Here is a 24,109-nt window from a genome sequence, read left to right as displayed (position 1 = left end):
GCTGTTTTATTAGGTAGGTTTAGTGTGAAATTGTCAGTGAGAAAGAAACTTTATTTAGGCTTTGGCTCTATATTAGCTGTACTCATAATGTTGGTTGGTATCGTATGGGTTGAGGTTATCAATGCGCATAAGAGTGCCGATGAAATCAGGTTGGACGACGTACCTGGTACGGTGACCTATCTCGTGTTAATTGATGAGGCTGGAGATGTATATCGAGATGCACTGGGTTCGATTGTGCGGGTCGATAATGCACTTAATGATTATCGAACCAATAAAAACGAGTTTGCTCAAGCGATCGCTGAAGCAAAACGTTTAGAGAGCAGAGGGTCTGAAGATCATCGCCGTATTCAGCGTATTGAAGATTTGATGGGACGCTTTACTCAAGAGTTTGAATCGAAACTCGTGCCTAAGATCAGTGATGATGGAGCGCTACTGTCCAACATACAGCAGCTTCGATCTTTGTATGAACAAAATTTAATACCAATTGAAAACTTGCTTGATCAAGCGTCTGCAAATGAGCGAGCCGATACGGAACAATCGCTGCTTACTTTAACGGATTCGTTTACCACGATTGAACAAACCATCATGGTTTTGTCTGCCATTGCGATTGCCTTCGGCGGTGTTATTGCCCTTATCTTATCGAGCTCTATTACTAACCGTTTAACTCGTCTCGAACAAGTTGCACGACGCGTGGCAAATGGCGATCTGACGGCTGGAGACATTGTTGATGATTCTGGTGATGAGTTAGCGGATCTGGCTAAGTCGATTAATCAGATGCAGAAGTCGCTTGTCGATCTTTTAGGTTCAATATCTTCCGTTACTCACCAAGTTCAATCGGTGACTGGCGAGTTGTCATCAATCAGTCAAGACATCGTTTCTGGCGCTTCTGCTCAAGCGGACAAAGCAAACTTGATTGCGACTGCTGCAGAAGAGCTAAGCTTAACCATCTCTGAAGTAGCACAGCAGGGCACTTCTACCTATGAAGAAGCTCGTCGCTCAGAAACCTCCGCAGAAGATGGCCGCAATGTGATTGTTGAAATGGTAGCGAGCATCGAACAGGTGTCGGCTCAAATGAGTGATATGTCGGTGCAAATGAACACGCTCGGTTCACATGGTGAGCAGATTGGTAGCGTGATCAAAGTGATTGAAGATATTGCTGGGCAAACCAACTTATTAGCCCTGAATGCTGCTATTGAAGCCGCACGTGCAGGCGAATTTGGACGTGGATTTGCCGTGGTTGCTGATGAAGTGAGAGCGCTAGCAGAAAGAACGACGAAAGCGACACAAGAAGTGTCTGGCATTATTCAGTCGATTCAATCGGGTACTCAAGAAGCGGTTACTTACACTCAAGATAACTGTCGTTTAGTTGAGATTGGTGTAGAGCAAAGCTCAGGGGCGGTATCTGCACTTGAAGCGATTGTAAGTGGCGCAGCTAACGTACAAAGCATGGTGAATTCCATTGCTACAGCGGCAGAAGAGCAGACCGCTGTAACTAAAGAAATTGCAGCGGATATCACGGCGATCAGTGATATCTCTGAACAATCTTTGCAGCTAGCGACTCGCAGTTCTGAAAATACTTCAGGTCTGAACGCTAAGGTCGCTGAACTAGAAGCATTAGTCGGCAAGTTTAAACTGGCTTAGCGCTTAATGCGTGTTGGTTAAGGATTAAATACCCAGCACAGAAAGCAGATAGATAAAAGATAAGCCCAATGATTCAATGTTTATTGAGTCGATTGGGCTTTTTCGTAGCTGGAATCTGGGTTCAGACACGGTATACTCCCCGTTCTACAATGGAGCTAGCTTTTACATGTTCGATATCCTTCTGAACCATTCTGATTTTTTACTTATTAACAAGCACCCTGGCGTCAGCGTCCACAAAGACGATGGCGATACCATGTTGCTTCAAGAAGTTGCTAACGCGATTAATGAGCCTAAGTTATATCTCGTGCATCGCCTTGATAAAATGACTTCAGGTATTCTACTGCTAGCAAAGAATGCCTCGGCAGCAAGCGAACTTTCGCAACTGTTCGCAAAGCGTGAAGTGGAAAAATACTACCTTGCGATTGGTTCTAAGAAACCAAAGAAAAAGCAGGGCTTGATTTCGGGTGATATGGAACGTTCAAGACGTTCTAGTTGGAAGCTACTTGCCACCAAAGTGAACCCGGCGATTACCCAGTTTTTATCCGCAACGGCAGAACCCGGTGAGCGTTTACTGTTATGTAAGCCCTATACAGGAAGGACTCATCAGATCCGTGTCGCGATGAAATCGATTGGTTCGGCCATTGTGGGTGACCCTATTTATAATCCATCGAATGAAGCTGACAGAGGCTATCTGCATGCTTTCGCGATTCGGTTTACCTATCAATCACAAGCCTATGAATATGTCTGCGATCCAAGGAGCCTTGATTCCTTGGGTGAGAAGTGGCATCAAGGAACCGTGTCTAATGGTTTAGACAGTTGGCTTGAACCTTGGTCATTAACTTGGCCAAAGCTAAATACTAAGTGAGTGAAATAATGGAAGCATCAGCTTTACCTCTGTTTTTTGGTCATATTGAACAGCAACTTAATGAAGTGCAGAATGAACTGCGTCGTATTTTTCATGGTCGAGGTAAGTTTTGGCCAGGTCTAGAGCAACTGACATGTGATTGGGTTGATGGACAGCTATTGGTGAACGTATTTAAAGAGGTTGACGACGAATTCTTGTTACCTCTTAAAGCCGGTCTTGTCGATTTAACCAATAAAGATATTTGGCAAACTAAACAAGGTACTAGCATTGTATTGCAACACCGTTATGCAGACGGCGCGCCTTCAGAAGTACTTTGGGGAGAGCTAAACGACTCACCAGTTGTGGTTGAACACGGGCTGAAATACCAATTAGACATTGGTCGTAACCAAAATTTCGGTCTGTTTCTAGATATGCGTAATGGCCGTCAGTGGGTACAAGACAATGCTGAGGGTAAGAACGTTCTTAACTTATTCGCATACACTTGTGGCTTCTCTGTCGCGGCTATTGCTGGTGGTGCTCGTCAATGCATGAATGTTGATATGTCACGTGGCTCGCTGAATAAAGGCCGAGATAACCACCGTTTGAATGCTCACGATATGCGCTCGGTAAGCTTTCTTGGCTACGACATCTTTAAGTCATGGGGAAAAATCAAGAAGGGTGGTCCATACGAATTGGTTATCATCGATCCGCCATCTTTCCAAAAAGGCAGTTTTGCTCTAACCAAAGACTACAAAAAGATCCTACGCCGTTTGCCTGAACTTCTAACGGAAGGTGGTGAAGTGATTGCTTGTGTTAACTCACCCGTTGTATCACCAAACTTCCTTATTGAAACGATGGCAGAAGAAGCGCCAAGCGTTGAATTTATCGAACGTCTAGACAACCCACCTGAGTTTGTTGACGTTGACCTTGATTCAAGCCTGAAGGTGTTGAGATTTAAAATCGTGGCTTCTGCTGAAGCTTGATTCCATAATCTAATGGGTATTATCCGATACCAATATAGAAAGCGCCGCTCACAATGAGCGGCGTTTTTATACAAACAATAAACCAAATTACTTATCAGCTATCTTGAGTTTTTAATGTCTGAAACCCAAAATAAATACGCATAAACGTAGTCAGCCAACACGCAGCGCCAAAGATATACGCGATAACCGAAAAATGCTGAGGCCAAATACAGAAAGCAATAAAACAAGCGATGGTTTCTGTGCCCTCGGTTAATCCCGACATGTAATAAAGGGACTTATGTTTGTAGACGGGATTCTCGATACCACGTTTACCTGCCATCACTGCAAACGCTAAAAAGCTGCTGCCTGTGCCGATAAATGAAAAGATCAAAAACGCCCCTGCAATCGCGTTGTGTTCTGGGTTGGCAATGACAAAACCAAAAGGGATGAGTGAATAGAATAAAAAATCCAAGCTGATATCGAGAAAGCCGCCAGCATCACTGATTCCTTGAATTCGAGCCAAAGCCCCATCAAGCCCATCGCACACTCTGTTAAATACAATGAAGCCTAAAGCCCAATCATATTGTTGTAATGCCAGCGCAGGAAAAGCTAAGCAACCAACTAAAAAGCCAAATAGAGTCGTTTGGTTTGCCGTGATGCCTGCTTGATTCAATAGCTTAGCTGATTGGTTTAGTGGCCACTTGATGACCTTGATGGAATACTTATCTAGCATGATGACTTCTCCACGGCCAAGAAAGCACTTGGGCTCCTTCTGGAACATCGGTTTCGTCGTGCGTTACCATTAGTGTAGGGATATTTGCTTTACTGAGCTGATCGAATACCCAATCGCGAAACTGCGTTCTTAACTCTTGGTCTAGCTTACTGAACGGTTCATCAAGCAGGGCCAGTTTGGGTTTGGCTAGCAGCATACGAGCTAAGCTTATTCTTGCTCTTTGGCCTCCCGATACTTGGTCTGGGAATGATTCGGCCAAGTGTGTTAACTCAATGTTTTTGAGTGCCTCCATCGCTTGATGTTGGCGAGCCGAGCCTTTAATTGAATTCGGAAGTGAGAACGCTAAGTTTTCCCATACTTTTAGGTGTGGAAACAACAGATCGTCTTGAAACAGAATACCGACCTTACGTTGATGTGAGGGAAGCTCATCAAGTTGAATGTCGTTTAAAACCACGCTTCCTGTATAAGAAAACTCTTCATTCAAGTGCCCGGCAATAGCATCCAATAAGGTTGATTTTCCGCAACCACTTGGTCCCATTAAAGCCAACACTTGGCCTGATTCTAAAGTTACGTTTAGCGCTGAAAACAGCGAATCGCCCCCATTTTTATGAATGGCGAGGTCGTTGAGGTACAGACTCATTGGTTAGAAAACCTTTAAAAGTAAGACGGCGATATCTAAGTTGAAGTCGGCTGACTACTATCGCTAAAGAGAAAAAGAACAAAGGCAATAAAGCCTGCCAGATGGCGTAAATAGCGGTTACCCTGCGGTCGAAACCGCTAGTTAGGGCGACGGCTTCTGTGGTGATGGTGCTAATTCTGCCTGCGCCTAGCATTAAGGTTGGTAAGTACTGAGCCAAACTCACACTGATTCCGACTGCCCACGCAAAAGTGATGGCAGGGAGCAGGATTGGAAGTTTGATGGAATACCAACTTTGCAATGGTGACTTCCCTAGGCTAAGTGAAGCTTTTATCAACCCATCATTGAAGCTTTTCCATGGGCCATCCAAAGACAAGTAAACAAACGGGAAGGCAAAGAAAACATGAGCCCAAATTACCCACAATTCATACGCACTGCTACCGATATAAAGTGTCGTAACCTGTAATCCGAACAAGACAGAAAGCTGAGGGATTAACATTGGAATCGCGATAATAAAGCCAGGCACTTGCCATCTATGTTTGATGCGATATTCATGAGCAACCAGCGCCAACAGTAAAGCAATAGACGCGGAAGCAAGAGCAATCCATAAGCTTTGGCCAACGGTACTTAAGATGCTGTCCCATTCATATTCCCAAAATTTCAGGCTGTAGCGACTCGGCAATAAGTCAGGGAAACGCCAGCGTTGAGCAATGCTCCAAATCATCATCAAAGGAATAATGAACAATGACAATGCAGCAAGAATCGTAAATACCGTTTTTCCTGGTAGGTTCATTCCTGTTCTGCCGGAATACTGCCAAGATCTAAAGTGTTTGAGTAATGACCATTCAATCAGTCTTGCTGCAGCAATGATAAGCGATGCCAAAACAAATAACACAATCGCTCCCGCAGCAGCTCGCGGTAAAAGGTTGAGGTCAGGATCGCTAAACCATTGCCATACTAAGACTGCAAAAGTAGGAGGATTGGTTGGGCCAAGAATTAGCGCAATGTCGACAACGGATAAGCTGTAGGCGAGCACTGCCAACATTGGGAATCGTAGCTTAGTAAACCATTGTGGGAAAATTACCTTCCACCAAATCTGAGAACGGTTATAGCCCAATGAAGCACTGACTTTAGTAATACGTTCTACATCGATTTGTTGAAGTATCGATAGGCTCATCAGCAACAAAAACGGGATCTCTTTGAGCGCGAGCATAATGATCAACCCCAACGCGTAGGGGTCTTTAACCAATAACGCGAGTTCAGAACTGTTGCCAGCTTCTCCGACCAATTGATGTATAGCTCTGGCACCAAGGCCGGTAGGGCTAAACAAAAAAGCAAACCCAATAGCAAAAGCAACATGTGGAATGGCGAGCATTGGGGATAATGTTAGCTCAATTTTTTTCCAAAAAGGCTTTCCCCAAGTCGCTTGAATAATACAAAAGGTCAGAAAGCAGGCGATGTAACTGCTCGCAAAAGCAGAAGACAAACTCAAACCAATAGAATGCCAAACGCCTTCCCATTGAAAGACTTGTTCAAAACCGTTGAGCGAAGGTTCCACTAAGCCTAGGGGCGGGATAAAGCTCAGTGACGAAGCCACCACTCCCGCAACCCCAGGAATCGTTGGGATTATGCACACTGCTATAACAACAAAATATAGGGCGTGTAGCATGAAATTTAGTTACCGTATCGCTTAAGCCACTCTTTCTCGAGTGCGGCTTGCCAGCTTGGGTGAGGTTCATCAACCGATTTAAATTGCTGAGTGTTTTTAGCGCTGCCGGTTAAGTATTTACTACTTAACACTGAAGGGTCACCCCAAATATTCAGGTCACCTTTACGTGATTGTGCTTCTGGGCTAAGCAAGAAATTGATCGCCACTTGTGCACCCGCTGAAGAGTTGGCATTCCAAGGAATTGCTAAGAAGTGAATGTTAGAGAGTGCGCCACTTTCAAGAGCATAAGCCTTGGTGCTTTCTGCCAATTTGCCGCTAGATTGTGCAGAGAAAACAGCATTTGGATTGAACGTAATCGCAAGGTCGATTTGTCCGTCATCAAGAAGTTGAATGCTCTCTGATGTACCTGCTGGGAACTGTTTGCCACCACGCCAAGCGACTTTGTGGAATTTATCTAAATATTCCCATAATGGAGCGGTCACCGTTTGGAAGTCATCTTCTGAGACAGGCTTAGATAGCGCAGGGTTATTGTTGGTTAGTTCTATGAGTAGAGACTTAATGAAGCTCGTGCCATGAAACTCTGGTGGGCGAGGATAGCTTAAGCGATTAGGGAACGCCTGAGCATAGCTCAACATTTCTGAAAACGATTGTGGCGGGTTGTGTAGCGTTTCTTGGTCGTGGATGAACACAAGTTGTCCCACTCCCCAAGGTGCTTCTAAGCCTTCTGTAGGCTCCGAGAAATCGACATCAATTGGCAAGGACTTATCGACATACTGCCAGTTTGGAAGTGATTGAGTAAAAGGTCCAAAGAGTAGCTCGTTGTCTTTCATTGAGCGGAAGTTCTCACCGTTGATCCACACAATATCAACGCTGCCTTCACTGTTTTTGCCTGCTGCTTTTTCAGCAATCAAACGTGTGGTTGTTTCTGCGATATCGGTTACTTTTACGTGTTTTAAAGTAACACCATATTCACTTTGTAACTGCTTGCCTGCCCACTGTATGTAACGGTTAATCTCTTGGCTACCGCCCCAAGCATGAAAATAGACAGTTTGTCCCTCTGCCTGTTGTTCAGTTTGGTTCCAGCTATCTGTTGATGTTGCTTCATCAGCATAAATGGTTGCACTGTATGCAACGGTTGCCATGATTCCTAACGTACTTACTATCTTGTTCATAAACTTTTCCATTTGGTAGTGAACGGGCAAGAGCATTGTATTTTTGAACTCCCTAACAGTTATTCTATCTGTTTCTGAAATAATTTCTAATTCAATAGTAAATTCAATCAATTACTAAGGGGGAGTTGGGCGTTCATGGTTAAGTTTTTTTCGATATGAAATCATCTCGAAAGCTCAACAGATTCTAGGCTCTTGCCATCCTAACAACAGACCGTTAAACCCGTGAATTAATTGCATCTAAATGAGAGATTTTTGATGTTTATTGGAGGTTGGTATGGAAAATTGGTGATAAGCGCGATTTTGAGGAGAGTCGAAGACTATTAAGTAATTAAGTCAGCAATAAAAAAGGAGCCATGAAGGCTCCTTTAATCAATTTCTGGTATCAACAGTGGTGTTGATAGCTAGACTAGTTTACCCAATCACGAATTGTGTACGTTAGCGTGTGTACATCGTTTTTCAGTACTAGAGTATCTTTCGTTAGCGTTACGTCGCTCCACTCACTAAGAGTAGCAGAAACCGACTGTTCGATTTCCATTGCTGAACCGTGACACATCTTCATTGTCATGCCCATTTGCTTGATTCGGAATTGTCCGTCTTTCAGCTCGCCTTGACCAAAGAAGTTGTTACAACCCGCGATGCCGTTAGCTGTCATCTTTTCGCCGATTTCTAAACGAGGAGTCGCTTGATTTTCGCTTTTCTCAATGTCCTTGCCATCAATTTGCGCAAGTTCCCAGTTATGGTGCTGTAGATCGGTTGGTGTTACTTGCGTCGCGTTATCACCTGTTGTTGTGCATGCTGCTAGCATCATAGGTAAAGCGGCTACTGCTAGTAATTTTTTTGAACTAAACTTCATATTAAAAGGCTCCAAAGGGAAAACGAAGTTACTGAATAAGCGTAACTTGATGGTTCAAAGTATAGTTTACAAAACACTATATGTGTCAGTATAAGGTCATAGTTTAGTATGAATTATATGAGCTCTGCGACAAATTAATCGCTTATTTATTAATTAGTAAGCTTGATTTTTAATAGGTAAGGAAGTGAGGAGGCATGGTGGAGCAGTTAGAGTTTTTCCAAGTTCCAAGCCCTTGCGTTGGGGTGTGCTCAAGCGATGAAAAAGGCTATTGCAATGGTTGTATGCGTAAAAGAGAGGAGCGCTTTAACTGGATGTCGATGACGTCCTCTGAGCAATTGCATGTCATTAAGCTATGTCGTCAACGTTATAGAAGAAAAATAACGAAGAAAAATAACTTAGTTGATGAGAAAAGTCATTTAGTTGGTAAGCCAATTGAAGAAGAGGGAAGTACCAGTCCCCAAAGAGATCTTTTCGGCTAAGGTTGAAGTATTAAGATTTTATTTAACTCCGAAGTAACTATTACTTTACATAATGGTTGGTGTGTAATATTAAGATAGGTACCTTTGTACCAGAAGGAGTGATGTCGGTATGAATAAAAAGCACGCGAAACTCAAAAAGAAACCAATCAAAGCATTGGATAGAAAACCCATCGGGGCGAAAGATGACCCTGAACAAAGTGCGCGTGATTGGCATTCGATGACAGAAGAAGAGCGAATGGAAATTCTTTCACACCTTTCAGACATGCCTTTTCAATAACATCACAGATTCTTCAGAGCCTCTTCGACAGATTAAACTTGTCTAAAGCTACTTATACAAACATGTGATTCGCTTTCGTTACACCACGATGGTAGGTACAGAATGTATCTTCTGCTTCGATGGTTTTACTGTGAATTTTAATGTTTGTAATCACTTCAACAGCGCCTGCGTCGTAACAAGCTTGCTCAGCGTTTTGAATGATTTCGAGTAGCTGATTGAGCTCACCTTTCATCGTGGTTTCCATCGCGCCAACTTGGAAAGGAACATCGGCTGCTTTTACCACTTCAATCGCTTTATCAACGACTTCGAAGTTGTTGCCTTCTTTGACACGAGGTATTACTTGGAAGGCAACCATCACTTCTTTTTCTCTTTTTAACTCAGACACTTTCTGCTTACTCAATGATGGGGAATTGTTGCAGATGATAGGTTAATGCGGAGATAAATTCTACAGCGGCTACTCTGATTCATTTCTAAGCTAGTTAACTTGCTAGGTTGGTTTGTGTGAAACCCCTAGTTTACTCGCTAACCTTAGCTTACCCGCTAACATCAGTTTGCCTTCTAACATCAGACACATTTACCGATGCTAATACTGGCTTACTTACTGCCCCAATGGTCGCTAACCCAACCACCGATATGTTCATCAAAATGGCTGCCACTGAATCTGTGATTACGTTCCATAGAAGTATCACACTCATCTTTGTTATCTATTAAGTTTTGTATGTGGTTTGCCATCGGGTCATTCGAACGTTGACGATCTCGGCGAACAGCCACTTCTTTAATTAGTTGTAATCGGTATGTAGAGCTTGCACGTTTCATTTCGATGACCTCCCGGTTTTTAGACACTAATAGAAAAATTTAGTTGCCAGATATAGGGGCGTCAACGTGATCTGAAAGTATTTTTTTTGAGTAACCAAGAATCAATACCTTGGCATCATAATTCATAAAAATGTCATTTAGATTGGCGTGTAGGGGGCTTTTCGTCGATGAAATTGACGTGGTGTTTCATCTTAAAATGCATTTTAGGACGGGATAGAGAAAAGATAGAAAAAGCCCAGAAAGATCTGGGCGTTTTTATGGGGATAATCAGTTTAGAGCAAGAAACTATTTGGTGTGGTTGGGCTTGCTCTTAAATTGTTTAGCGCTCTTCTTCTTTGCTGTTCTTCGATTAGCCATTTTGTCTTTAGGCGAGCGCTTACGCTCTGTTGCTTCTGAAGCGGGCTTATCTGTGACAGGGAAACCTTCCAGTGATTGTAACGGCAGCGGTTTATTCGTAAGAGAACGAATCGCGTTTAAATATTCATTCTCACTGTGGCTGACCAGAGATATTGCGACTCCGGCATTTCCCGCTCTTGCAGTTCGTCCAACGCGATGAACATAAGTTGCCGAGTGTGCTGGTAATTCGAAGTTGACCACGATTGGTAGTTGATCGATATGAATCCCTCTAGCCATCACGTCGGTTGCGATGAGAACGCGGGTTTCGCCATTCTTGAAGCTATCTAATGCTAAGGTACGTTCTTCTTGGTTCTTGTTTCCATGCAGTGCGCTAACACTGATTTTGGCTTTATTTAACCGTTTAGTTAGTGCGTCGGCATTATCTTTTGCTCCGATGAACACTAAAACCTGCGACCAATCGTTCTGATTAAGCAGAGCAATGAGCGCTTGAGCTTTACTGCCTTTGTTTACGAGATAGAGCGTTTCATCAATGGTAGAGACAACGCTGTTCTCTTGGTGCGCCGCAATCTTTACTGGTTCAGTGAGAAGCGCTTCCGCTTGGCTAACCAGATCTTTAGGAAGCGTTGCTGAAAAAAGTAGTGACTGTCGTTTTGCTGGAAGGGTATCGATAATGCTTTGAATATCAGGCCAGAAACCCATATCGAGCAGACGGTCTGCTTCATCAAGTACCAAAGATACGCAATGAGCTAACTCTAACTCCCCACTTTGAATCACAGCAAGTAAGCGGCCTGGCGTGGCAATAGCAAGCCGGGGCTTTTCTGATAACAGTTGTTGCTGATTATCTGTGTTTACACCACCGGTTAATGTAATTGTTTTAATAGAGAGCGCTGTTGCAATGGGTTCGAGAGCCTCGGCCACTTGTGATGCGAGTTCACGCGTTGGAACGATGATGACAGCTTGCAGTTCATTCAAGTCGCTATTGATGTTGTTCAATAAAGGTAAGCCGAACGCCAATGTTTTCCCGCTACCCGTCTGCGCTAGCGCAAGAACATCCTGGCCCGCATTAATCTCCGATATGGCCGCTTGCTGTATCTCAGTCGGTGTATCGAATTGAGAGGGAATGGCTGCGACAGTTTTTGCGTTAAGGGTTAGGTTATCAAATGACATAAATGAACCAAGTATCAAAATGGATGTGGAGTCTAACAGGGCTACAAAAGTTAGAGAATGAATTTTGCCAATTTCCGCGGTGAGTGCATCGGGGAGTAAGCTTTACAATCAGTTCTTCAAAGGGTTGCTCACTAATCTTCTGAACCCTAAAATTGTGTTGTTTTATCTCTCTATATTCCCTCAGTTTGTTTCAATGGATAAAATTGTGTCAGACAGTCTAGTACTCGGTGGAATTCAGGCGGCGGTTGTATCGACATGGTTTTTGGTTGTTATCTTAATGGCCGATACGTTCAAACGCTTGTTGACTCAAAAACGCACATCGCAATGGATGAATGTCGTGTGTGGGGCATTATTCGTTGGTTTCAGCATTCAGTTAGCCTTGTTCTCTTTGTAGTTTGATCTCAATGAGATCTAATTCTCAATTTGAAATGAATGATGGTCGATGAGTGTTTCATTTGACATATAACTAAAGTATCAAAATATGATGCCGATATAATTACTATCTATATATCTGACCTACTTTAGGCAAGGAGACGCCGTAATGAATGGTGAATCGTTCACCCAGAAACGCCAATATTATCGTTTAAAGTACCCTAAAAGGGCACGTCCGGTGATGCGAATTAAGGATGAGCTTTTTCATGTCAGTGAAGTTTCTGAAAAAGGTGTGCGTTTAATGATGCACAACGTGATTCCTGTTTATCGCGGCTTTTCAATGGCAGGAACATTAAGACTGCATGACAACAACAGCATTGATATTGACGGTGCCGTGTTACGACAAGAAGGTGATGAAGTGATCGTTCAGTTATCTCAAGGCCCAAGCTTCAAAGATATGGTGTCTGAGCAGAGACACATTCGTCAGCGTTACCCGGTCTTCTTTGCTAATCTAAGAGTTGCTTAAGGTATTCAATAATCCAGTTTGTTGGCGTTATTATTTTTAGGTGGGCTGGTCATACTAAGTAGATAAGTAGATAAGTAGATAAGTAGATAAGTAGATAAGTAGATAAGTAAACAGATAAACAGATCAAAAAAAGCCCGGTGCATTCTAATTTGAATGCACCGGGCTTTGTCACTTCTGGATAGCTGTATCTTTAAATAACGGTTCTAACCAATGAGCTGAACAAACATGCCCTTGGTTCGCGTAGTGCTACGCGAATTACAGTTTACCTGCTGTCGCCCAAACTGCCGCTAGCATGTCGTGACCAAACGCAACGCTACGCTCTGGAGACCAACCGTAAAGTTCGTCAGCGTGGCTGATGTGATCTTTAAATGGCATCTCTACTGTGTAAGCCAAACATTTGAACTGCTCGCTTATCCAGTTTGTGCCGACGGTCATATTCGCTTTGCCTGGTTCGTCTTTATCGTAACCAAATTCATCTTGGAATTCGGGAGTGATAGTCAGAAGGGCTTGCTTGAAGTGGTTCTCTAGTTTTTCAATGCGCTCATTGTATGACGGCGTGCCTTCGCTACCTGCAACGAAGTTATATGGGATTGCTTCGTCGCCGTGAATGTCTAGACACATGTCAACGCCAGTTTCTAGCATACGCTCACGCACAAGGAAAACTTCAGGACTACGTTCTAGAGATGGCGATTGCCATTCACGGTTAAGGTTAACGCCAATCGCGTTGGTACGCAGGTGACCACGGATGCTGCCATCTGGGTTCATGTTCGGTACAACGTGGAAAACAACGCTATCTAGAAGAGATCGACCTACTGTGTCTGTTTCATCAAGTAAACGTTGCAGCAAGCCTTCGATCAACCATTCAGCCATGGTCTCGCCAGGGTGTTGGCGACCAATAACCCAGATGTTTTTCTTCTCTTCACTTGGCTCACCAATGGTTAGCAAAGTGATGTCATTGTTGTCTAGCGTGTGACCCAGAGTTTCTAGCTTACAAGTAGGGTGCGTTTGAGCACTGTGCAGGAGATCTTGGTGACGATCATATGAGTAAGGCGCGAAGTAGGCGAAGTACATTGAGTCGTGTTCAGGAATGATATCAAAGCTTAGTGTGTCGCCATCAAACTGAGATGGAATACGGAACCACTCTTCACGGTCATAAGATGCAACCACATCGTAATCTTTCCAGCCTTCAGGGTAGGCAGAGGTTGCTAGTTGACCTATTTCAAAGTGGTGAGCTTGTTGAGCGTCACTTTCTAAGCGGAAGTGGAACCATTGAGAGATTTCAGTTTGGTTGTCTGCTGGGATAGTCAGTTGAATGTTTTGTGGTGAATCTGCTGAAACGACGTGAATGTTGCCGCTTTCGAAATTGCTGAAAATTTTCATTGTAGTTTTTATCTCGAGTTTGAGTTGCCGTAAGACTAGCACATTTATTTTCGAGCAAACCACTAACTAAATCGTAATGAGATGTTATTTCAACTATCAATTGTGTCGCTATCTATTTGGCTAACTATCTCTTTTGGGAACTGACTATTTTTGAGTTGTGATTTTCAAACGGTCTGTTTGAGAACTGTCGGTTGGTGGGCAGTCAATTTGTGAACTAGCGGCGCTGACAGCTTGTACAGCCGCGACACGCGGATCGTGTATAGCGATCCAACTTACTCCGCTGTACCTTGCAGTATGCATTTTTCAGTGCTCTTCGCCCAGAGAACCAATCATCTGGTTTTGACAGAATCAGATAACCATTAAAGCGTTTCACCAGTTCGATTCTGTTTTGGCTAATGAACTTGCTATCAAACCCAATTTCAAAGTAATCAAGCGCTTGTTCGATAGAAGTGAAAGTAGCGATCTTCTCTAGCGTAGTTGGTTGGGACATATTTATTTCAGCACTATTAATTTGCAAACATTATAAGTGCACTCGTTACATTTTATCTTGATTCTAGTGCGCTTTTTAACCTGAAAATTCATGGTGTTTTTCGTGTCTATTTTATAAATGATCCCACCTTTATTTCCTCTGTGAATATTAATCTAATTGATTGCGTAGTCATGGTTATAAGAAGGCCGTATTTTGTTCTCATTGTTAGTAATCCTTACTATCAATAAGGGTAAAGTATGATAAGAATCAATAAAGACTACCCCTAAAGTATTAATGTAATCACAATTGTTACTAAATGTTGAAGATGATTTCTAAATATGTCTATTAAAAAGCGATATGTCGCTCTTATTGCTGCTGTGGGTATTGGTATCGGGTGGTTAACACTTGGTGGGACTGCCGCGGTCATGCATTACACCTCAAGTACTGAGTTCTGTGTTTCTTGTCATACGATGCAAATTCCTTATGAAGAGTATCAAGGTTCGATTCACTTCAGTAACGCAAAAGGCATTCGAGCTGAATGCTCGGATTGTCATATTCCTTCTGATTCAATTGACTACGTAATCACGAAAATTCGTGCATCTAAAGATATTTATCATGAGTTTGTAACCGGCAAAATTGATACAGAAGACAAGTACGAAGAACATCGTATGGCGATGGCAGAAACGGTGTGGGCGCAATTGCGTGAAAGTGACTCTGCTACTTGTCGTTCTTGTCATACTTTCGATGCAATGGATAGCTACGAGCAATCGGAAGACGCAGCCAAAATGCACGAGTACGGACAAGAGAATAATCAAACTTGTATCGACTGCCACAAAGGTGTTGCTCACTTTGCTCCAGAGCAAGAAATGGACAGCGAAGCTTTTGATAATTTGATGGCATTCACTGAGAAAACAGATCCGAATGCGAAAGTCGTTTACTCAGCTGAAACGCTAAGCATTGGCGACCTTGGAACTATCAATCCAACGGCACGCTTGGATGTGAAAAAAGTTGAAGGTACAGAGCGCACCGTTGAGTTACATGCTTACCAAATGAAAGGCGCTGAGCAAGTGCTTTACTACGGCGAAGGTCAACGTTCAATTGTCGCGATGTTGACCGAGCAAGGACAGCAGAACCTTGAAGTTGGCAGCTTTAAAGCGGATGCGTACGGCAATGAATGGCGAACGGCAGTGCTAACAGCGCAAGTTGATGCTCCGGTATTGGGTTCACTAGAGCCAATCTGGGACTACGCAGAGGAACTCGATAACGTTTACTGCTCAACATGTCACGCGAAAATTGGTTCGAACCACTTCACAGTGAATGCTTGGGGCCCGGTGGCTAAAGGCATGGGCGAGCGTACTGATATATCAGACCAAGACCTCGAACTGTTAACTAAATACTTCCAGAACCACGCGAAAGATGTGGCTGGCCACTAAGAAACAAAGGGAAATAATTATGACAGATATTACTCGTCGCGGATTCCTCAAAGGATCGGGCATGGCTGCCGGTGCGCTGGCATTTACATCATTGACGCCAATGACAGCATCAGCTGCGAATAAGCGTGGTAAAGGTGTATTAACTGCAGGCCGCATGGGGCCGATGTTGTGTGAAGTAAAAGATGGCAAGTTGGTTTCAACGACTAATGCTTTAGCACAAACGGTTCCAAACAGCCTACAAACGACTGGTCCAGACCAGGTTCATACAAAAGCACGTATCAAGTACCCAATGGTACGTAAAGGCTTCTTAGACAACCCATCGGCGCCAACTGGTTCTCGTGGTGGCGACGAATACGTTCGTGTGTCTTGGGATGATGCTTATAAATTGATTCACGAACAGCATATGCGTATCCGTCAAGAAAACGGTCCTGAATCTGTATTCGCAGGTTCTTATGGCTGGCGTTCAAGTGGCGTGCTGCATAAAGCACAAACGCTACTTCAGCGTTACATGAGCTTGTCTGGCGGCTATTCGGGTCACCTTGGTGATTACTCAACAGGTGCTGCACAAGTCATCATGCCCCACGTAATGGGTTCTATTGAAGTTTACGAACAACAAACCACTCACCCAGTGATACTTGAAAGTTCAGACGTTGTTGTATTGTGGGGTATGAACCCTATGAACACGCTTAAGATTGCATGGAGTTCAACAGATTGTTCTGGCCTCGAGTTTTTCCACAAACTTAAAAAATCTGGCAAGACAATTATTGCTATCGATCCAATGCGCTCAGAATCGGTCGATTTCTTTGGCGATGCAATTCAGTGGATTGCCCCTCGTCCTATGACAGACGTAGCGATGATGATGGGTATCGCGCACTCTTTGGTTAAGAAAGGTAAGCACGACGTAGAATTCTTAAACAAATACACGGCTGGCTACGATAAGTTTGAAGCTTATCTAATGGGTAAAGAAGATGGAGTAGAGAAGACTCCTGCGTGGGCTGAAGAGATCACAGGCGTTCCTGCGAAACAGCTTGAGTTATTAGCTGATATCTTTAGTCAAAACCGTACCATGCTAATGGCGGGTTGGGGTATTCAGCGCCAACAATACGGTGAGCAACGTCACTGGATGGTGGTGACACTAGCGGCAATGCTTGGTCAGATTGGTCTTCCTGGCGGTGGTTTCGGTCTTTCTTACCACTACTCGAACGGTGGTAACCCAACACGTGATGCCGGTGTATTACCAGCAATCTCTGCGTCAATTGGCGGTGGTTCTTCAGCAGGTAATGACTGGGCTGTATCAGGCGCTGTGAACAGCTTCCCTGTTGCTCGTATTACAGAAGCGCTGGAAAATCCGGGTAAAACGTACATGCATAACGGTCATGAGTTGACGTTCCCTGATCTGAAAATGATCTGGTGGGCGGGCGGTGGTAACTTTACTCATCACCAAGATACAAACCGTTTGATCAAAGCGTGGCAAAAGCCTGAGCTAGTGGTTATCTCTGAGATCTATTGGACCGCTGCGGCTAAGCACGCTGATATTGTATTGCCGATCACAACGTCATTTGAGCGTAACGACATGACGATGACGGGTGACTACAGTAACCAACACCTAGTGCCAATGAAAAAAGCGGTTGAACCTCAAGGTGAAGCACGTAATGACTTCGATGTATTTGCAGATATGTCTGAGATGATTAAAGCGGGCGGTCGTGATGTCTTCACTGAAGGCAAAGATGAAATGGCTTGGCTGAAAGGTTTCTACGATGCAGCACAGAAAGCGGGTAAATCTGCACGTGTACGTATGCCTAAGTTTGGCAAGTTCTGGGACGATAACCAGTTTATTGAAATGAAATATAATAAGAAGGCGGCACAGTTTGTTCGTCATGCTGATTTCCGTAAGGATCCTGTGATGAACCCGCTAGGTACGCCAAGTGGTAAGATTGAGATCTTCTCAAAAACCATTGAAGGCTACAAGCTTGCGGATTGTCCTGCTCATCCTACATGGATTGAGCCTACAGAGTTCTTTGGTAAAGCGAAAAGTGATGAGCTTCAATTGATGACGGCGCACGCAGCACATCGTCTACACAGCCAATTTAACTATGCGAAATTACGTGAAGAGTATGCGATTGGTAACCGTGAACCTATCTCTATTAACGTAGAAGATGCGAAAGCTCGCGGAATCAAAACCGGTGACTTGGTTCGTGCTTACAACGACCGTGGTCAAGTGTTGGTTGGTGCTTTGGTAACAGATGGCATCAAACAAGGCGCTGTATGTGTCCATGAGGGTGGTTGGCCTGACTTAGATAAAGATACAGGCTTATGTAAAAATGGCGGCTGTAACGTTCTTACATTGGATATCCCGACTTCTCGTTTGGCAAATGGTTGCGCTGCAAACTCGGCGCTTGTGAAAATTGAAAAATACACAGGTCCTGCATTAGAGCTGACAGCATTTGATCCACCCAAAAATGGTTAATCTTTAACGAAATACGACCAATTGAACCAAGCCAGCTTATTTGCTGGCTTTTTTTATGATCTTTTTTGCGTGAAGGAGACTATTAGTTTGTGTCTAGCCTAAGTCGAGTAGACAACTCATGATAATTAACGACATCACAGCGAGAGATATCCATGAATCGGATCAACCCAAAGAAATTATTTCGTAGTAAATGGACTGCAGTCAGCCCGGTAAAGAAAGAAAAACACTTTATGATCACAGAGGTAGAGTTTGAAGAAGGAGAGGTGATTCGTTGCTTAATTGAGGCGGTGATGACCAAACGACAGGAAGCCATCAATTGGCGAGATCTCACCGACAATCAACATTGGCTCCCTGGTTGGAAGTAGGAAGAAGAGAGATAGGTCAGAAGCATTCTTCTTTCTCGTTAGTTTTTGTTTCATTTTCTCGCGAACTAGAAGGTACTCGTTTGAGAAGATCGTTTTTGCCAGAACTTGAGCCCTTCTAACACTCCCTCTGCGTGTGATGCTGTGCTGGTGTATACATTATCTCTTTCGGACAAGTGAGCAACCTCTGGGTAATGGTTAGCCACTAATATCGAGTTTACGCCCTCTATCGTCAGCATAGAGGTGTCGTTAGCTGAGTCACCGGCAACGCACACTTCCTCAACACTTAAATCATGTTGTTTGAGTAGATGATGAATCGCAGTGGCCTTATTGACTCCCTTTGGCGTGATGTCTAAGTACCAGTCGTGAGAATAAGTGAGATGAACGTCTAGGCCATGCGACTCTAAGCTCGATTCAATCAGCTCGTGTTGAGGCTCAGACAGTTTCCCTTCAAAAGTAATCTTGTAGTTGCCCTGATGGCTTTCCAAGCGTTCACCCATGAAATCGAGTGGCGCCAGTGCCAACTCTACTTTCGATTTGTTCCAAGATGCTTCTAATTGGTTATGCCACATATGGTCAGGTTTTTGGGAGTGATCGTGATGAATTCTTGTTCCCACATCACTGATAATACTGTGTGGTTTCGGGTAGTTGTTTGAAGCCAATCCCACCCTAATGGAAGGTAAAGTTCTGCCTGTTGCAATGATAAAACGGATATCAGGTTGCTCAGTTAAGTAGTCAAATAACTGATTTACTCCGTGAGATGATCCTCCATCAAGCGTCCCGTCAAAGTCACACACCAGCATTTTTATCATCAGAGTTCCCTGTTGTTTTCTTAAAGTGATTGGTAGAAATAAGCCCATGTCCTGCTTAAAGAATGGCTCAGCAGGGAGCACTCTACAAGTGGTCTGTTGCTTCGAGCTGACGTTATTTAATAGTTTGCAGCAAGTCTCACAGTCGGCGCTATTTAAGTCATAAAGTTAAAGTTCAACCCTTATGGTACTTTGCCTCGTTACCTGAAAGTAGGTGAAATTAAGAGTGCTATTTTCAGTTAAATTAGCCATCTCTCATGTTGCGAGGTTGACTACGAATATCTTGAAACACGTAAAATTAGTTTGTATTCAAATTATTTGTACACGAACTATTGGTGGGTAATTTTAGTTTGTTTAGCCTATTAATTGTTCTAATGTGAAATAAATATTCAATAATCTATCAGTAAGTAATATATAATTTTGCTTACATTTTGTGCGGGTTAATTTTGATTATTATCAATGATTTGTTTGTTTTATGCTTGATTTTTAGTCTTGTTTTTATGGTGTTGGCTGGTGGTTTTAAAAATGTTTTACAGTATGTAGCCCCTTGATTTACATCTTCATATTGCTTAGAGTGCTAATTGTTTTCCGGGTTTAAATAACCGTTTTTAAGTTTAAACGACCGTTTTTACGTTTAAATAACTATTAGTTTAAACAACTAAGAAAGGATTAGATTACATGGATCCCATACTGGAAGTTAAGGGACTGTACAAGGTGTTTGGTGACGATACCGACCGTGCTTTTACAATGATCAATGAAGGCGCGAATAAAGATAAAGTTTTTGAAGAAACAGGTCTAACGATCGGCGTTAACGATGTTTCTCTTAGTATTCAGGAAGGCGAGATTTTCGTAATAATGGGACTGTCAGGATCTGGCAAATCAACCCTAGTACGCCTTCTTAACCGCTTGATCGAACCTACCAAAGGCAGCGTGCTTCTAAGAGGCAAAGACATTGCCCACATCTCAGAAGATGAACTTCGTGAAGTTCGCCGCAACAACATCTCGATGGTTTTTCAAAATTTCGCACTGATGCCACACATGACTGTTATCGAAAATGCGGCATTTGGCCTTGAATTGGCAGGTGTTGAGCTAAGTAAACGGAAACAATCTGCATTTGAAGCGTTGGAACGAGTCGGTCTCGGGCCGTATTCAGAATCTTACCCAGATGAATTGTCTGGTGGTATGAAGCAACGTGTTGGCTTGGCTCGTGCCCTAGCTTGTGATCCTGACATTTTGTTAATGGACGAAGCGTTTTCTGCACTCGACCCTTTGATTCGTACTGAAATGCAAGACGAATTAATTCGCCTTCAAAACGATGACAAACGTACGATTGTGTTTATTTCACATGATTTGGATGAAGCAATGCGAATCGGTGATCGAATTGCGATTATGCAAAATGGTGAAGTGGTTCAAGTTGGTACTCCAGACGAAATCTTAAATAACCCAGCGAACGATTACGTTGAAGCCTTCTTCCGAGGCGTGAATGTAGCAAGTGTTCTTACTGTGAAAGATATCGCACGTAAGAAACCTGCCGCTGTATTTAAGAAATCAGAACATGATGGCCCAGCTTCTGCTCTGCAAATTCTGATGGATAACGACCGTGAATACGGCATCGTTGTTGAGAAGAGCAGCCATTATTCAGGCATCGTTTCTGTTGAGTCTCTTCGTAAAGCTCACAAAGAGAACAGATCATTAGTGAGTGCTCAACTTGATGATGGTTTAACTCTCAACCCAGATTTACCAATCAATGATGTACTTGGCCTTGTTGGCGGTGTGCCTTATTCAGTTCCTGTTGTGGACGATAAAGGCAATTACTTTGGCGTGGTGACTAAATCACGACTGTTACAAACCTTAGATAAGGGGTAGATCATGTCATCAGAACAAACGAATAATGACCCATGGTCGCAATCTACTGTTTCAGAACAATCTACCCAACCATCAAGTGATCCTTGGGGTCAAGCGGCAGACACTTCACCATCAGCGGATTGGTTAAGCAGTGAAACGGTAGAAACCATACCTTTTGATCCACTCAACCCTTTTGCTGAAGCAGTATTGCCAGTGGATACTTGGGTTGAATCTGGATTGAATTGGCTAGTTGAGCACGGTCGTCCGTTATTTCAGGCAATCCGCGTTCCTATCGATTTCATTCTAAGTTCATTTGAAACGGCATTGGTTTCTACACCAGCTCCGTTCATGTTGATCATCTTGTTCCTAGTTGCATGGCAGTTTTCAAACCTGAAACTGGGTGTTGCAACTGCGGTATCTCTGACTCTTATTGGTTTGATTGGTGCTTGGTCTGAAGCAATGACCACGCTTTCATTGGTTATGACATCGGTATTCTTCTGTTTATTGATTGGCTTACCCATGGGGATATGGCTTGCTCGAAGTAATACTGCCGCAAAATTTGTGCGTCCGATTCTCGATGCCATGCAAACCACGCCAGCCTTTGTTTACTTGGTACCCATCGTAATGTTGTTTGGTATCGGTAACGTACCCGGCGTAGTGGTAACCATCATCTTTGCATTACCACCGGTGGTACGCTTAACTATTTTGGGTATTCAACAGGTGCCTGAAGAACTAATCGAAGCGGGTCACTCCTTCGGGGCTAGCAAAAAGCAGATGCTCTATAGAATTCAACTGCCGTTGGCATTGCCAACCATCATGGCGGGTGTAAACCAAACACTAATGTTGTCACTATCTATGGTGGTTATCGCATCAATGATCGCGGTAGGTGGTTTAGGCCAAATGGTACTGAGAGGTATTGGCCGTCTAGATATGGGACTGGCCGCTGTCGGCGGCCTAGGCATCGTTATTCTCGCCATCCTACTTGATCGAATTACTCAAGTTTTAGGGGCGAATGCCGGTAATACAAAATTACGTTGGTACCACATGGGACCTGTTTCCATTGTACTTAATGCTTTAAATCGCGGTAACAAATCAGAACTACAATTAAGGAAAAACACCAATGAATAATTCATGGAAGAGCAAACTCGCTGTTAGTATCGTTTCTACAATAGCCGTATCTACTAACGTGTGGGCTGCAAGCTTGCCGGGTGAAGGTGTATCAGTTCAGCCAGTTCAATCTTCTGTCGCTGAAGAAACGTTTCAAACGTTGATCGTTAACCGCGCTTTAGAAGAACTTGGCTATGACGTAAAAGCAACACAAGAAGTGGACTACAACGTAGCTTACACCTCTATCGCAAAAGGTGACGCAACGTTCTTAACGGTAGGTTGGTTCCCGCTTCATGCTGATAAATACAAAATGGCTGGTGGTGATGAAAAATTCTACCGTGAAGGTCAATATGTAAGTGGTGCTGCGCAAGGTTACCTGATTGATAAGAAAACGGCAGAAAAGTACAACATCACCAACATTGGTCAGCTAACCGATCCAAAAATTGCGAAACTGTTCGACGCAAACGGCGATGGTAAAGCAGATCTAACGGGTTGTAACCCTGGCTGGGGTTGTGAGATGGTGATTGAACACCAACTTTCAGCATTCAAACTGGACAATACAGTTACTCATAACCAAGGTAACTATGCTGCCATTATTGCTGACACTATTTCACGCTACAAAAAGGGTGAATCAATCCTTTACTACACTTGGACTCCATACTGGGTGAGTGGCGTGTTGGTTCCAAATGAAGATGTAGTTTGGTTAGAAGTACCATTCTCATCTCTTCCTGGCGATCGTGCGAATGTTGATACAACGTTGTCTAATGGCAAAAACTATGGTTTCCAAATGAACTCAATGCGCATTATTGCGAACAAAGAGTTTGCTAAAAACAACCCAGCTGCGGCGAAGCTTTTCGAAATCATCAAACTTAACATCAACGATGTAAGTGCTCAGAACATGATGATGAGCAAAGGTAAAAACAGCTCTGCTGATATCGAAGCGCACGTAAACGGTTGGATCAAAGCGAACCAAAATACGTTTGATGCTTGGATTGCAGAATCGAAGAAAGCAGCACTTTAATAGCACCTATTTGTATTCGTCCAGGTAAGATCTGCACTTTAATTTGATATTATGAGCGTGTTCAGCGCCTGTGTAGAGTCGCTGAATCACTATCAAATTAAGTGAAGTGACGATAAGTGTTAATCACTAAAAAAAGCCAGCAGTCTTATTTGGACTGCTGGCTTTTTGTTTTCTGTTTTTATGCTTGAGCTTCTATCTTCTATCTTCTAGCTTCTAGCTTCTAGCTTCTAGCTTCTAGCTTCTAGCTTCTAGCTTCTAGCTTCTAGCTTCTAGCTTCTAGCTTCTAGCTTCTAATTATAGCTTCTAATTATAGATCTAGCGTTCGCCTTGAACTTCGAAGTCGTCGCTAACTAGGCGAGCGCAGCCATCAGCTTCTAATGCCCAATGTTCACGGTGTACAACACCAAACGCTTTGTTCATTGTCCAGCTAGCCGTAAGAATGTAGCCATCTTCTGGGTGTTCTTCCCACTTAACATCGGTGTAATCAACGTCTTTGAAGCCTTGGTCGATGATGTTTTGCCAAAATGCTTGAATTGCTTCACGACCTTCAAAGGTACCAAATGGACGAGCTTCCATCACACATGCTTCAGTGTACTGATCTGCACAACCTTTCGCATCTTGGCTGTTGAATGCTTTCTGCCATGCGTTAATGCCTTGCTTACATGCTTCTAATACTTGGTTGTTTAACATTGTTTTTCTCCATAGCAGTCT

24 protein-coding genes and 1 pseudogene are annotated in these 24,109 nt (G+C 43.4%); 13 read left to right on the top strand and 12 right to left on the bottom strand.

Annotated elements, in window-relative coordinates:
• Window positions 1–24 precede the first annotated feature (24 nt).
• From AACW75_RS01525 to AACW75_RS01515, 3 genes are all read left to right on the top strand, one after another.
• On the top strand, window positions 25–1,641 hold the full coding sequence (locus tag AACW75_RS01525) for a methyl-accepting chemotaxis protein (protein WP_237297370.1): 1,617 nt from the start codon (window positions 25–27) through the stop codon (window positions 1,639–1,641).
• Window positions 1,642–1,807: 166 nt separating this feature from the next.
• On the top strand, window positions 1,808–2,506 hold the full coding sequence (locus tag AACW75_RS01520) for a TIGR01621 family pseudouridine synthase (RefSeq protein ID WP_135456553.1): 699 nt from the start codon (window positions 1,808–1,810) through the stop codon (window positions 2,504–2,506).
• 8 nt (window positions 2,507–2,514) lie between these two features.
• Window positions 2,515–3,468: a class I SAM-dependent methyltransferase gene (locus tag AACW75_RS01515; RefSeq protein WP_145568176.1), complete on the top strand. Its 954-nt coding sequence runs from the start codon at window positions 2,515–2,517 to the stop codon at window positions 3,466–3,468.
• Window positions 3,469–3,562: 94 nt separating this feature from the next.
• Here AACW75_RS01515 and AACW75_RS01510 read toward each other — a convergent pair whose 3' ends face one another.
• From AACW75_RS01510 to AACW75_RS01490, 5 genes are all read right to left on the bottom strand, one after another.
• Window positions 3,563–4,180 carry a CDP-alcohol phosphatidyltransferase family protein gene (locus tag AACW75_RS01510; RefSeq protein ID WP_135456549.1) on the bottom strand — a complete coding sequence of 206 codons (618 nt, stop codon included), beginning with the start codon at window positions 4,178–4,180 and terminating at the stop codon, window positions 3,563–3,565.
• Window positions 4,170–4,820, bottom strand: a complete 651-nt coding sequence (locus AACW75_RS01505; RefSeq protein WP_017073379.1) for an ATP-binding cassette domain-containing protein — start codon at window positions 4,818–4,820, stop codon at window positions 4,170–4,172. The genes AACW75_RS01510 and AACW75_RS01505 overlap by 11 nt, the downstream gene beginning before the upstream one ends.
• Window positions 4,786–6,486, bottom strand: coding sequence for an ABC transporter permease (locus AACW75_RS01500; RefSeq protein ID WP_145568177.1), 1,701 nt, complete (start codon window positions 6,484–6,486; stop codon window positions 4,786–4,788). Before AACW75_RS01500 ends, AACW75_RS01505 begins: the two co-directional genes overlap by 35 nt.
• 5 nt (window positions 6,487–6,491) lie before the next feature.
• Entirely contained in the window at window positions 6,492–7,658 is a 1,167-nt protein-coding gene (locus AACW75_RS01495) for an ABC transporter substrate-binding protein (protein ID WP_145568178.1), read from the bottom strand.
• 406 nt (window positions 7,659–8,064) lie between these two features.
• Window positions 8,065–8,511: an META domain-containing protein gene (locus AACW75_RS01490; RefSeq protein WP_029224825.1), complete on the bottom strand. Its 447-nt coding sequence runs from the start codon at window positions 8,509–8,511 to the stop codon at window positions 8,065–8,067.
• A 194-nt stretch (window positions 8,512–8,705) separates the two neighbouring features.
• Between AACW75_RS01490 and AACW75_RS01485 the strand changes: the two genes are divergently transcribed.
• Entirely contained in the window at window positions 8,706–8,990 is a 285-nt protein-coding gene (locus tag AACW75_RS01485) for a DUF1289 domain-containing protein (RefSeq protein WP_017073382.1), read from the top strand.
• Window positions 8,991–9,099: 109 nt separating this feature from the next.
• A complete protein-coding gene (locus AACW75_RS01480) occupies window positions 9,100–9,267 on the top strand; it encodes a hypothetical protein (protein WP_010440154.1) in 168 nt (55 codons plus the stop codon).
• A 52-nt stretch (window positions 9,268–9,319) separates the two neighbouring features.
• On the opposite strand, the gene AACW75_RS01475 is transcribed toward AACW75_RS01480, so the two are convergent.
• From AACW75_RS01475 to AACW75_RS01465, 3 genes are all read right to left on the bottom strand, one after another.
• Complete coding sequence (locus AACW75_RS01475; protein WP_029224826.1) at window positions 9,320–9,622, bottom strand: thiamine-binding protein; 303 nt, start codon at window positions 9,620–9,622, stop codon at window positions 9,320–9,322.
• Between the two features lie 239 nt (window positions 9,623–9,861).
• On the bottom strand, window positions 9,862–10,083 hold the full coding sequence (locus AACW75_RS01470) for a hypothetical protein (protein WP_029224827.1): 222 nt from the start codon (window positions 10,081–10,083) through the stop codon (window positions 9,862–9,864).
• 285 nt (window positions 10,084–10,368) lie between these two features.
• Window positions 10,369–11,607 (bottom strand): DEAD/DEAH box helicase, encoded by a 1,239-nt coding sequence (locus AACW75_RS01465; protein ID WP_145568179.1) that lies wholly within the window; start codon window positions 11,605–11,607, stop codon window positions 10,369–10,371.
• Window positions 11,608–11,677: 70 nt separating this feature from the next.
• Here AACW75_RS01465 and AACW75_RS01460 point away from each other — a divergent pair.
• A pseudogene (locus AACW75_RS01460) lies at window positions 11,678–12,001 on the top strand (LysE family translocator); the annotation flags it as partial.
• A 147-nt stretch (window positions 12,002–12,148) separates the two neighbouring features.
• The gene (locus AACW75_RS01455; RefSeq protein ID WP_145568180.1) at window positions 12,149–12,505 is read left to right on the top strand and encodes a PilZ domain-containing protein; all 357 of its coding nucleotides are present in this window, start codon (window positions 12,149–12,151) and stop codon (window positions 12,503–12,505) included.
• A gap of 255 nt (window positions 12,506–12,760) precedes the next feature.
• Here AACW75_RS01455 and AACW75_RS01450 read toward each other — a convergent pair whose 3' ends face one another.
• Complete coding sequence (locus AACW75_RS01450; RefSeq protein ID WP_145568181.1) at window positions 12,761–13,885, bottom strand: M14 family metallopeptidase; 1,125 nt, start codon at window positions 13,883–13,885, stop codon at window positions 12,761–12,763.
• A gap of 214 nt (window positions 13,886–14,099) precedes the next feature.
• On the bottom strand, window positions 14,100–14,375 hold the full coding sequence (locus AACW75_RS01445) for a nitrogenase-stabilizing/protective protein NifW (RefSeq protein WP_017073389.1): 276 nt from the start codon (window positions 14,373–14,375) through the stop codon (window positions 14,100–14,102).
• Window positions 14,376–14,692: 317 nt separating this feature from the next.
• Here AACW75_RS01445 and AACW75_RS01440 point away from each other — a divergent pair, with 317 nt between their 5' ends.
• From AACW75_RS01440 to AACW75_RS01430, 3 genes are all read left to right on the top strand, one after another.
• Window positions 14,693–15,787 carry a NapC/NirT family cytochrome c gene (locus AACW75_RS01440; protein WP_145568182.1) on the top strand — a complete coding sequence of 365 codons (1,095 nt, stop codon included), beginning with the start codon at window positions 14,693–14,695 and terminating at the stop codon, window positions 15,785–15,787.
• Between the two features lie 19 nt (window positions 15,788–15,806).
• A complete protein-coding gene (locus AACW75_RS01435; protein WP_145568183.1) occupies window positions 15,807–18,254 on the top strand; it encodes a molybdopterin guanine dinucleotide-containing S/N-oxide reductase in 2,448 nt (815 codons plus the stop codon).
• A 152-nt stretch (window positions 18,255–18,406) separates the two neighbouring features.
• Entirely contained in the window at window positions 18,407–18,619 is a 213-nt protein-coding gene (locus tag AACW75_RS01430; protein WP_017073392.1) for a TIGR02450 family Trp-rich protein, read from the top strand.
• A 65-nt stretch (window positions 18,620–18,684) separates the two neighbouring features.
• Here AACW75_RS01430 and AACW75_RS01425 read toward each other — a convergent pair whose 3' ends face one another.
• Window positions 18,685–19,428, bottom strand: coding sequence for an HAD-IIB family hydrolase (locus AACW75_RS01425; RefSeq protein WP_145568184.1), 744 nt, complete (start codon window positions 19,426–19,428; stop codon window positions 18,685–18,687).
• A gap of 675 nt (window positions 19,429–20,103) precedes the next feature.
• Here AACW75_RS01425 and proV point away from each other — a divergent pair.
• Genes proV through proX form a run of 3 tightly spaced genes read left to right on the top strand, consistent with a single transcriptional unit; the run spans window position 20,104 to window position 23,398 of the window.
• On the top strand, window positions 20,104–21,291 hold the full coding sequence (gene proV / locus AACW75_RS01420) for a glycine betaine/L-proline ABC transporter ATP-binding protein ProV (protein ID WP_145568185.1): 1,188 nt from the start codon (window positions 20,104–20,106) through the stop codon (window positions 21,289–21,291).
• A gap of 3 nt (window positions 21,292–21,294) precedes the next feature.
• The gene (gene proW, locus AACW75_RS01415) at window positions 21,295–22,398 is read left to right on the top strand and encodes a glycine betaine/L-proline ABC transporter permease ProW (protein WP_102552798.1); all 1,104 of its coding nucleotides are present in this window, start codon (window positions 21,295–21,297) and stop codon (window positions 22,396–22,398) included.
• Window positions 22,391–23,398, top strand: coding sequence for a glycine betaine/L-proline ABC transporter substrate-binding protein ProX (gene proX / locus AACW75_RS01410; RefSeq protein ID WP_017073395.1), 1,008 nt, complete (start codon window positions 22,391–22,393; stop codon window positions 23,396–23,398). The genes proW and proX overlap by 8 nt, the downstream gene beginning before the upstream one ends.
• A gap of 315 nt (window positions 23,399–23,713) precedes the next feature.
• On the opposite strand, the gene AACW75_RS01405 is transcribed toward proX, so the two are convergent.
• Window positions 23,714–24,088, bottom strand: coding sequence for a YybH family protein (locus tag AACW75_RS01405; protein WP_145568186.1), 375 nt, complete (start codon window positions 24,086–24,088; stop codon window positions 23,714–23,716).
• Between the last annotated feature and the right edge of the window lie 21 nt (window positions 24,089–24,109).

Source organism: Vibrio sp. L3-7, assembly GCF_963898195.1.
Lineage (GTDB): Bacteria > Pseudomonadota > Gammaproteobacteria > Enterobacterales > Vibrionaceae > Vibrio > Vibrio echinoideorum.
The sequence above is the reverse complement of the archived record's forward strand: the minus strand, read 5'-3'. Positions and strand labels throughout refer to the sequence as shown.